Origin of the sequence: Paraburkholderia sp. BR13439 (genome assembly GCF_040948805.1) — a bacterium.
Classification (GTDB): Bacteria; Pseudomonadota; Gammaproteobacteria; order Burkholderiales; family Burkholderiaceae; genus Paraburkholderia; species Paraburkholderia youngii.
The window spans coordinates 71501-80645 of the sequence record NZ_JBFPKN010000007.1 but is presented as its reverse complement, the minus strand read 5'-3'; the positions used below and the strand labels follow the sequence as shown (position 1 = coordinate 80645).

The following is a 9145-nucleotide window of genomic DNA, read 5'->3' as shown; positions in this document are numbered from 1 at the left end:
TGCGCGGGTGCGCGGCCCGCATCAGCCTTGCGCCGCGAGCAGCGATTCGACCGCGCCGATCACGTCGCCGACCGTGCGCACGGATTTGAAGTTCTCCGGCTTGATGCGGCGGCCGGTCATCTCCTGCAGCTTGATCGCGAGATCGACCGCGTCGATGCTGTCGAGATCGAGGTCTTCGAACAGATGAGCGTCCGGCGTCACGCGCTGCGGCTCGATCGCGAAGTTTTCCTGAAAGATCGCGCGGATGCGCTCGAGAATCTCAGTCTCGGTCACGATTCAATCCCCTTCCTTGCGGTTTCGTTCGCAGCGTGCGCCACTTCGCGCTGACTCGCGACCAACGCGGCGAGCGTGTTGATCGAGCGGAAGTGCTCGCGGGTACGTTCGTCGTTCGCCGCGATGGTCAGTTGGTATTGTTTGCGCAGCACGATGCCGATTTCGAGCGCGTCGATCGAATCGAGACCGATGCCGTCGGAACCGAACAACGGGGCGTCGTCGTCGATATCGGCAGGGCTCAGGTCTTCGAGATCGAGGGCTTCGATCAGAAGCTTTTTAATTTCCAGTTTTAAAGAATCCATAATCGAACAGGTGCTGGGTAATGTGGGCTTCTACGGCATTCGTCACGCTGCGCGCCGCGATGGCCGGGGTGCTGTCGTGCGCGGCCAGTTCGTCGACGCCAAGCGGCGCGAGCACGTTCACGCGCATCCGGAAAGCGCGCGCCGGCACGTGGTACCAGCGCATCTGCCGCGTGAACGCGGGCGGATCGCAATCCATCAACACCGGCACGATCGGCGCGCCGGCCTTCAGCGCCATGTGCGCGAAACCGCGCGAAAAAGCGTGCAGCCGGTTGGGCGCGGGGCTGCGCGTGCCCTCCGGAAAAATGATCATCGTGTAGCCGGCCGCGAGCTGCCTGGCTCCCGCCTCGACGAGCGCGATCGCGTCCGCGTTGCTCACGTATTCGGCCGCGCGCACGATGCCCCAGAAACACGGGTTGTGCCAGTGCGCGTGCTTGACGACACAGCATGCGCGCGGCGCCAGCGACAGCAGGACCATCACGTCGAGGTAAGTCGGGTGATTCGCGACGACGATCGCCGGTCCGCCCGCGCGCAACGCCTCGGCACCGGATACTTCGAGTTCCATCACGCCGAGGCGGCGCAGCACCGCGACGAGCGCGCGAAAGAACCGATGGATCACGACGGTCACCGCACGCTGCCGCGACGCGCGATGCGGCCACAGCCACGCGAGCGGAAACACGAGCACCGAAAACAGCACGCCGCACACGCCGAACGCGACGAAGGCGAGGCCGGTTGCGCAAAAACGCCATGCGTAATCAAGCCGCGCGCTCATCCCACCTCCAGTGCCACAGCGCGCCGGCGCGTTGCCAGCGCGCGGGCTGGCCGGTTTCGAGGCAGTGCAGCAGCGCCTGGCTCTGGGTCGGAAAGCTCGCGGCGCCGCTCAGTGGGGTTCGCGGCTCGCCGGGTTGCCCGGCCACCTCCTCGTCGGCGCGGGTCAGGGAGCAAACAACGTGCCCTGCCGACGCATCCTTGTCGAGCAGCACCGCGATCGCGCCGCCGTGCACTTCGTCTTCGATCGTGCCGTACGCGAGATCGGCCGGTTCGTCGGCATAGACGAGCAGCACCGGCACGTCCGGCTGTGTCGCGAATTGCGCGTACGCTTCGAGCAGCGCGTAGCCGAGCGTTTGCGCACCAGCCGATACCGCGCTCGCGGCCGAACGGTCGCCGCGCGCAATCCCGAATACGCCGGTCATCGCGTTCAGCACCGACAGGCTGAAGGCGGTCGGCGACACCGGTTCGCCCGCGCTGATGCTGCGCAGGATGTCGGTGGTACGCCGCAATTCCCCGTGCCGCGACGCGAACACCACGCGCGCGGGCTCCTGCGCGACGCAGTCGTGCGCGACCTTGAGCGCGACCTTGGACAGCGTGCTGAGACGCCGCCGCACGATCGGCTCGATAAAGCCGACATCGGGTGCAGCAGACGAGGTAGCCGGCCAGCTAGACCAGCGACCGACCGGAATGGTCCAGTGCAGATCGGGCATATGGTGTTCGCGCGTAGAAACGGGAAAGGGGCTCAAGCGCCTGACGGAATACACAGCCGTCACAGCGAGCGGCGCCGCGCGGATCGGGAGGTTCCAGCCGGGATCGACCGGTCTGCTGGCATGGGAATGCAGCACCGGCAATCGGCCTGACTTGTCAGGCGCCCCTGACAATCGGTGTGGTGGATGGCGGCTCGGGCTCCTTTTGTGGCCGAATAGTACCGGATATTCTGAAGCAAATCGTCGAGGAAAGACGTATCCATCTGTATCCGCGCCTGAGGCGCAACACATTGTTAGACGATTTGACAAAGCCGGCCGCGGAGACGCACCGCAAGGCCGTTTCGCGCGTCGACGCTGGCGTGCCATCGCCGACAGAATCCACCAAAAAAACTTTCATTGGTCTTTCGCGGAATACGTCGTAGAGCGAAAACACCTCCGCAGGGTCGTCCGCACGCGAACAACATTCGTCACAGCGATGCTGCGGCGCCTGTTATACTCCGCCCCTCATTGGGGAGTAGCCGCCCCGCGGCACGTCCGCACCGCTTCGCCGGTGCGTCGCACGTGTGGCTCGCGGGGGCGCCTGTCAACACACTTGGCCAGCACGGCCATGGCAGTCGCAGCCTCTGGCCTGGCGAGACCGATGATCCACACGCGCCGCAACAGGGCCCGGCGTGTCGTGGGTCGTCGCTCGTTCATCTTCGGCCCGAGGAATCCATTCAACGTGACTCAAGCTTTTCTCATTTCGACCGGCGCGGTCGCGCTCGCCGAAATCGGCGACAAGACGCAACTGCTGTCGCTCGTGCTAGCCGCGCGCTATCGCAAGCCCATGCCGATCATTCTCGGCGTGTTCGCGGCAACGCTGATCAATCACGCGGGCGCCGGCGCGCTCGGCGCGTGGCTCGGTTCGATGCTGACGCCGACCGTCATGCGCTGGGCGCTGGCGGCGTCGTTCGTCGGCATGGGGCTGTGGATTCTGGTGCCCGACAAGCTCGAAGACGATGAAGCCAACACGAACCGCACGCACTTCGGCGTGTTCGGCACCACGGTCGTCACGTTCTTCCTCGCCGAGATGGGCGACAAGACGCAGATCGCGACGGTCGCCCTCGCCGCGCGCTTTCACGATTTCTTCGGCGTGGTGGCCGGCACGACGCTCGGCATGATGATCGCGAACGTCCCGGCGATCCTGCTCGGCGACCGCTTCGCGCATCGTCTGCCGACGAAGCTCGTGCACGGCATCGCCGCGGTGATGTTCGTCGTGCTGGGCGCGATGGCCTTGTTCGGGGTCGGGGTCTAAGCTACTGCGCGGCCTTCGGCGCCGACGCCGAACCCGCGGGCGGCGTCGCCGCTGGCAGAGACACTTCGTTCGCAGCCGCGCCGCCGCCGAGCGGGATCTTCACGGTGTGCACGGCGCCGTTGGCCAGCGGGAAGTCCGCCAGCGCGCTACGCGCCAGATAAGGCATCGCCCGCACCAGCGACGACTCTTCGCCGAAATTGCGCGCCGTCACGTTGTAGACCTCCCGGCCGCTCGCACGCTCGGTGATCCGGATGCCGAGCAGATGCGTGAATACCGGGTAGCTCTGGTTCACGTATGTCGCCGGGAACGGCCCCCACGGACCCCACGGATCGAACGGCCGGCCCCAGTAAGGGCCGGGCCACGGGTTGTAGTAGACCGGCTGCGCGACGGTCACGACATCCGAGCGGATGCCATAGGCGAGTTCCACCAGATAGCGCGCTTCGTCGTGAGGGACTTCGCGGAACGCGTGCACGGCGAGCTCGTTTGCGACGATCCGCTCGTAGGCGCTCAGTTCGAGATTGTTCTTCTGATCCTCGTGACGCGTGAACGCATAGGTGCGGGTTGCGTCGCTGCCGGTCCAGTCGGAGAACGCCGTGACCTGTGTCGTCACGTAGGTCGTGCAGCCGGACAGCAGCACGCTCAGCGCGACGAACAGCAACGCGACGCGGCGGGTCCATCGATCGAAGTTCATGGTCTGCCTCGTGATGCCTCTGGTTGCATCTATTCAGCTTCGGTTAAAACTCTGCTTCGGCCGCGATTATTCCGTCGTGCGATGCGCTCGCCGGCTGACGCTGCCGGGTCCCCGCCACGCACGGCGCCCGATAATACGCTGACCTCGGCAGCGAGCAAAAGGTTCTTGCCCTGCCCGTCCAAACCGCACGCGCTGCCCGGCGCCGAAACTCGGCCCCCTTCCCCTCCGCACGATCGCCCGAGGCTTTGTACAATGAGTCGACCAAGCCCGGCTCGCGCGCCGTTTGCGCGCCCGACCGCTCGAGTACACCACCAAAGAACACCATGGCCGATACCGCAACGCCCAATGTGATCCGCCGCGCCGATTACGCGCCGCCCGCCTTCCTGATCGACACCGTCGCGCTGGAGTTCGATCTGGTCCCCGAACGCACGGTCGTCAGGAATACGATGCGCGTGCGCCGCAACCCGGATGCTTCGCGCGCCGCGCATCTCGAACTGATGGGCGAGCAACTCGAGTTCGTCAGCGCAGAGATCGACGGGCAGCCGTTCCCGAACGCACACCCGCACGAACATGGCCTGCTGCTCGACAACGTGCCGGACAGCTTCGAGCTGACCCTCACGAGCATCTGCAATCCCGCGGAAAACACCACGCTGTCGGGGCTGTACGTGTCGAGCGGCAACTTCTTCACGCAGTGCGAAGCCGAGGGCTTTCGCCGCATCACCTACTTCCTCGACCGCCCCGATGTGATGGCGAGCTTCACGGTCACGCTGCGCGCGAGCAAGGCGGACTATCCCGTGCTGCTGTCGAACGGCAATCTGCTCGAAGAAGGCGATCTGCCCGACGGCCGTCATTTCGCGCGCTGGGAAGATCCGTTCAAGAAGCCGAGCTATCTGTTCGCGCTCGTCGCGGGCAAGCTCGTCGCGCTCGAAGAACGCGTGAAGACCGGCTCGGGCAAGGAAAAGCTGCTGCAGGTGTGGGTCGAGCCGCATGATCTCGACAAGACCCGTCACGCGATGGATTCGCTGATCCACTCGATCCGCTGGGATGAAGAGCGCTTCGGGCTCGAGCTCGATCTGGACCGCTTCATGATCGTCGCGGTCAGCGACTTCAACATGGGCGCGATGGAGAACAAGGGGCTCAACATCTTCAACACGAAGTACGTGCTCGCGAATCCCGAAACGGCCACCGACACCGACTTCGCGAACATCGAGGCGGTGGTCGGTCACGAGTACTTCCACAACTGGACCGGCAACCGCGTGACCTGCCGCGACTGGTTCCAGCTGAGCCTGAAGGAAGGCCTGACCGTGTTTCGCGACCAGGAGTTCTCGGCCGACATGGCGGGCGGCGCCAGCGACGAAGCCGCGCGCGCGACCAAGCGCATCGAGGACGTGCGCGTGCTGCGTCAATTGCAGTTCGCCGAGGACGCGGGTCCGATGGCGCATCCGGTGCGCCCGGAGAGCTACGTCGAGATCAACAACTTCTACACGATGACCGTGTACGAGAAAGGCTCGGAAGTCGTGCGGATGTATCAGACGCTGTTCGGCCGCGACGGCTTTCGCAAGGGCATGGACCTGTACTTCAAGCGTCACGACGGCCAGGCCGTGACCTGCGACGACTTCCGTCACGCGCTCGCCGACGCGAACGGCCGCGACCTCGCGCAGTTCGAGCGCTGGTATAGCCAGGCCGGCACGCCGCGCGTATCGGTGCGCGCGCGCTACGACGCCGCGCAGCAGCGCTACAGCGTGACACTGCACCAGGGCTACGGCGATGCCGTGCCAGCCGCGCGCGAAACGCAGAAGGGTCCGCTGCTGATTCCGTTCGCGATCGGTCTGATCGGCAAGGACGGCCGCGATCTGCCACTGCAGCTCGACGGCGAGGCGAAGGCGTCGGAGTCGACCACGCGCGTGCTCGAATTCGCGCAGACCGAGCAGACCTTCACGTTCGTCAACGTCGGGCAGGAACCGCTGCCGTCGCTGCTGCGCAATTTCTCGGCACCGGTGATCGTCGAATACGACTACACGGCCGAACAGCTCGCGTTCCTGCTTGCGCACGACAGCGATCCGTTCAACCGTTGGGAGGCCGGCCAGCGGCTCGCCACCCGCGAGCTGCTCGCGCTCGCCGGGCGTGCGGCCACGGGCGCGGCGCTGCAGTTCGACGACTCGGTGGTCGCCGCGTTCGCGCGTGTTTTGACCGATGAGACGCTGTCGCCGGCATTCCGTGAACTCGCGCTGATGCTTCCGTCCGAAGCGTATCTGGCCGAGCAGATGGCCGAGTCGAATCCGGCCGCGGTGCACGCGGCACGGCAGTTCGTGCGCAAGCGCCTCGCCAATGCGCTGCGTGACGACTGGCTGAAGGTCTACGAGCAGCATCGCACGCCGGGCGCCTACGAGGCGACGCCGGAGGCGGCCGGTCATCGCGCGTTGAAGAATCTCGCGCTGTCGTATCTGACCGAGCTCGACGATTCCGCGGACGCCGTACGTCTTGCGTCCGCGCAATATGAAGCCGCGAACAACATGACCGACCGCGCGGCCGCGCTGTCGGCGCTGCTCAACGCGGCCGCGCCGCAAGGCGGCAGCCCCGAGGCGCAGCACGCGCTCGACGACTTCTATCGACGCTTCGAGAAGGAGCCGCTCGTCATCGATAAATGGTTCGCGTTGCAGGCCACGCAGCGCGGCGGCGCACAGCATCCGGTGATCGATACGGTGCGCAAGCTGATGACGCATCCGGCCTTCAACCTGAAGAACCCGAATCGGGCACGTTCGCTGATTTTCAGCTTCTGCGCGGCGAACCCCGCGCAGTTCCACGCGGCAGATGGCTCCGGCTACGCATTCTGGGCCGAGCAGGTGATCGCGCTCGACGCGCTCAATCCGCAGGTGGCCGCGCGCCTCGCGCGTTCGCTCGAGCTGTGGCGACGCTTCACGCCGGCGCTGCGCGACAGCATGCGCGCGGCGCTCGAGAAAGTGGCCGCGCAGGTCAAGTCGCGCGACGTGCGCGAGATCGTCGAGAAGGCGTTGGCGTGATGCCTCGCTGAGTTCTCGAGTCGCATCGGAAAAGCCGGCACGCGTTGCCGGCTTTTTTTTGTGCTGCTTTTTCGTTGATGGGCTGCGCTCCCCCGGTCGTGGCACGGCGTTGGCCATTTGGCCGACTGTTCATCGGACCTCGGCGGGGAGAATGTATACGCACACGTTTAATGGATTACATTTAACGTAATGCGTTATACGATTCGATGATCACGACATTCGCAGACAAGGCCACCGCAAGAATTTTCCAGGGCAGGTTCGTGCATACGTTGCCGCACTCGATCCAGGCGCTAGCACATCGCAAGCTGCTGATGATCGACGCCGCGAGCTCCATCGCGATTTGCACGCGCCGCCCGGAAACCGGCTCGAAGCCTTGCAAGGCCAGCGCAGCGAGCAATGGAGCATCCGCATCAATGCGCAGTGGCGCATCTGTTTTCATTTCGTCGGCGAGGACGCGCTGAATGTCTAGATCGTCGACTATCACTGACTACTGGGAGACCGACATGGTCATCAAACGCTCCGCGCTGAAAAGCATCGATTTCTCCGACATCGATACGGGCGCGGCCATTGACGAGATCCATCCTGGCGAAATTCTGCGCAGCGAGTTTCTCGAGCCGCTCGGCATGTCCGTCAACGCGCTCGCGCTTGCACTGCGGGTGCCGGCGCCGCGCATCAACGACGTCGTGCGCGGCCGCCGCGCCATCTCCGCCGATACCGCGCTGCGGCTGGAGCGCTACTTCGGCGCCAGCGCGCAGTTCTGGCTCAATCTGCAAATCGCCTACGACCTGCGCGTCGCCACCGCCGCCGCCGGCGAGCAGATCGAACGGGAAATCGAACCGATGCCGCGCGCCGGGCGCCCGAAACTGCCCAGCGTGCCCGCCGGGCACGCCCGGGCCGCGGCGCTCGCGGCCAGCGTCAGCGGCACCGTCTCGGCCAGGACGCGCCGCAAGACCTGAAGGCGGCCGTGCGGCCAAAAGCACGGAGCCGACACACACGAGCGGTTAAAATCCCATCATTCTTCTAGCCTTCCCGGAGTACAGCAATGTCTTTGCAACGTCGTACCACTCTCACGAAGTACCTGATCGAGCAGCAGCGTGAAACCAACAACCTGCCCGCCGATCTGCGCCTGTTGATCGAAGTCGTCGCGCGCGCGTGCAAGGCGATCAGCTACCACGTCAGCAAGGGCGCGCTCGGCGATGCCCTCGGCTCGGCGGGCAGCGAAAACGTCCAGGGCGAGGTGCAGAAGAAGCTCGACATCCTGTCGAACGAAATTCTGCTCGAGGCGAACGAATGGGGCGGCAACCTCGCAGGCATGGCCTCCGAGGAAATGGAACAGTTTTTCCCGATTCCGGCCAACTATCCGAAGGGCGAATATCTGCTCGTGTTCGATCCGCTCGACGGCTCGTCGAACATCGACGTCAATGTGTCGATCGGCACGATCTTCTCGGTGCTGCGCTGCCCGGACGGCCACCAGGCCACCGAGCAATCGTTCCTGCAGCCGGGCACGGAGCAGGTCGCTGCGGGCTATGCGGTGTACGGCCCGCAAACAGTGCTCGTGCTGACCACCGGCAACGGCGTGAACTGCTTCACGCTCGATCGCGAACTCGGCTCGTGGGTGCTCACGCAAAGCGACATGCGTATTCCCGTCGAAACTCGCGAGTACGCGATCAACGCTTCGAACGAACGGCACTGGTATCCGCCGGTTCAGCAATACATCGGCGAACTGAAAGCGGGCAAGGAAGGTTCGCGCCAGGCCGACTTCAACATGCGCTGGATCGCATCGATGGTCGCCGACGTACATCGCATCCTGAATCGCGGCGGCATCTTCATGTACCCGGCCGACAAGCGCACACCGGACAAGCCCGGCAAGCTGCGTCTGATGTACGAAGCCAATCCGATGGCCTTCATCGTCGAGCAGGCGGGCGGCGCCGCAACCAACGGCGAGAAGCGTATTCTCGACGTCCAGCCAAAGAGCCTGCACGAGCGCGTCGCGGTGTTCCTCGGCTCGAAGAACGAGGTCGATCGCGTGACCCGCTATCACCTCGAAGCGAAGAAGTGATCGCGAAAGAAAAAATGCATCAAGGGGCTTG

At 64.8% G+C, this 9145-nt stretch carries 9 protein-coding genes, 1 pseudogene and 1 riboswitch; of the genes and pseudogenes, 5 read left to right on the top strand and 5 right to left on the bottom strand.

What is annotated here, in order from left to right:
- Positions 1-21 precede the first annotated feature (21 nt).
- Genes AB3X96_RS16060 through AB3X96_RS16045 form a run of 4 tightly spaced genes read right to left on the bottom strand, consistent with a single transcriptional unit; the run spans position 22 to position 2053 of the window.
- Positions 22-273 carry an acyl carrier protein gene (locus tag AB3X96_RS16060; protein ID WP_013090186.1) on the bottom strand — a complete coding sequence of 84 codons (252 nt, stop codon included), beginning with the start codon at positions 271-273 and terminating at the stop codon, positions 22-24.
- The gene (locus tag AB3X96_RS16055; RefSeq protein ID WP_368590470.1) at positions 270-575 is read right to left on the bottom strand and encodes a phosphopantetheine-binding protein; all 306 of its coding nucleotides are present in this window, start codon (positions 573-575) and stop codon (positions 270-272) included. Before AB3X96_RS16055 ends, AB3X96_RS16060 begins: the two co-directional genes overlap by 4 nt.
- Complete coding sequence (locus tag AB3X96_RS16050) at positions 550-1344, bottom strand: 1-acyl-sn-glycerol-3-phosphate acyltransferase (RefSeq protein ID WP_368590469.1); 795 nt, start codon at positions 1342-1344, stop codon at positions 550-552. The genes AB3X96_RS16055 and AB3X96_RS16050 overlap by 26 nt, the downstream gene beginning before the upstream one ends.
- Positions 1328-2053, bottom strand: a complete 726-nt coding sequence (locus AB3X96_RS16045) for a beta-ketoacyl synthase chain length factor (RefSeq protein ID WP_368590468.1) — start codon at positions 2051-2053, stop codon at positions 1328-1330. Before AB3X96_RS16045 ends, AB3X96_RS16050 begins: the two co-directional genes overlap by 17 nt.
- Before the next feature lie 494 nt (positions 2054-2547).
- A riboswitch (yybP-ykoY riboswitch) is annotated at positions 2548-2760 on the top strand.
- A gap of 11 nt (positions 2761-2771) precedes the next feature.
- Between AB3X96_RS16045 and AB3X96_RS16040 the strand changes: the two genes are divergently transcribed.
- Positions 2772-3344: a TMEM165/GDT1 family protein gene (locus AB3X96_RS16040; protein ID WP_368590467.1), complete on the top strand. Its 573-nt coding sequence runs from the start codon at positions 2772-2774 to the stop codon at positions 3342-3344.
- A gap of 1 nt (position 3345) precedes the next feature.
- On the opposite strand, the gene AB3X96_RS16035 is transcribed toward AB3X96_RS16040, so the two are convergent.
- Positions 3346-4035, bottom strand: a complete 690-nt coding sequence (locus AB3X96_RS16035) for a DUF4136 domain-containing protein (protein ID WP_176381245.1) — start codon at positions 4033-4035, stop codon at positions 3346-3348.
- A gap of 323 nt (positions 4036-4358) precedes the next feature.
- On the opposite strand from AB3X96_RS16035, the gene pepN reads away from it, so the two are divergent.
- The 4 genes and pseudogenes from pepN (at position 4359) to AB3X96_RS16015 (ending at position 9114) form a co-directional block, all read left to right on the top strand.
- A complete protein-coding gene (pepN, locus tag AB3X96_RS16030) occupies positions 4359-7055 on the top strand; it encodes an aminopeptidase N (protein ID WP_368590466.1) in 2697 nt (898 codons plus the stop codon).
- Between the two features lie 206 nt (positions 7056-7261).
- A pseudogene (locus tag AB3X96_RS16025) lies at positions 7262-7524 on the top strand (type II toxin-antitoxin system RelE/ParE family toxin).
- Between the two features lie 34 nt (positions 7525-7558).
- Complete coding sequence (locus AB3X96_RS16020) at positions 7559-8011, top strand: HigA family addiction module antitoxin (protein WP_368590465.1); 453 nt, start codon at positions 7559-7561, stop codon at positions 8009-8011.
- An 86-nt stretch (positions 8012-8097) separates the two neighbouring features.
- Entirely contained in the window at positions 8098-9114 is a 1017-nt protein-coding gene (locus AB3X96_RS16015; RefSeq protein WP_176381236.1) for a class 1 fructose-bisphosphatase, read from the top strand.
- Positions 9115-9145: the final 31 nt, after the last annotated feature.

Excerpts from the sequence above, each read along its gene's own strand:
- AB3X96_RS16055 (WP_368590470.1), bottom strand. The coding sequence starts at position 575 with ATGGATTCTTTAAAACTGGAAATTAAAAAGCTTCTGATCGAAGCCCTC.
- AB3X96_RS16050 (WP_368590469.1), bottom strand. The coding sequence starts at position 1,344 with ATGAGCGCGCGGCTTGATTACGCATGGCGTTTTTGCGCAACCGGCCTC.
- AB3X96_RS16045 (WP_368590468.1), bottom strand. The coding sequence starts at position 2,053 with ATGCCCGATCTGCACTGGACCATTCCGGTCGGTCGCTGGTCTAGCTGG.
- AB3X96_RS16035 (WP_176381245.1), bottom strand. The coding sequence starts at position 4,035 with ATGAACTTCGATCGATGGACCCGCCGCGTCGCGTTGCTGTTCGTCGCG.
- pepN (WP_368590466.1), top strand. The coding sequence starts at position 4,359 with ATGGCCGATACCGCAACGCCCAATGTGATCCGCCGCGCCGATTACGCG.
- AB3X96_RS16020 (WP_368590465.1), top strand. The coding sequence starts at position 7,559 with ATGGTCATCAAACGCTCCGCGCTGAAAAGCATCGATTTCTCCGACATC.
- AB3X96_RS16015 (WP_176381236.1), top strand. The coding sequence starts at position 8,098 with ATGTCTTTGCAACGTCGTACCACTCTCACGAAGTACCTGATCGAGCAG.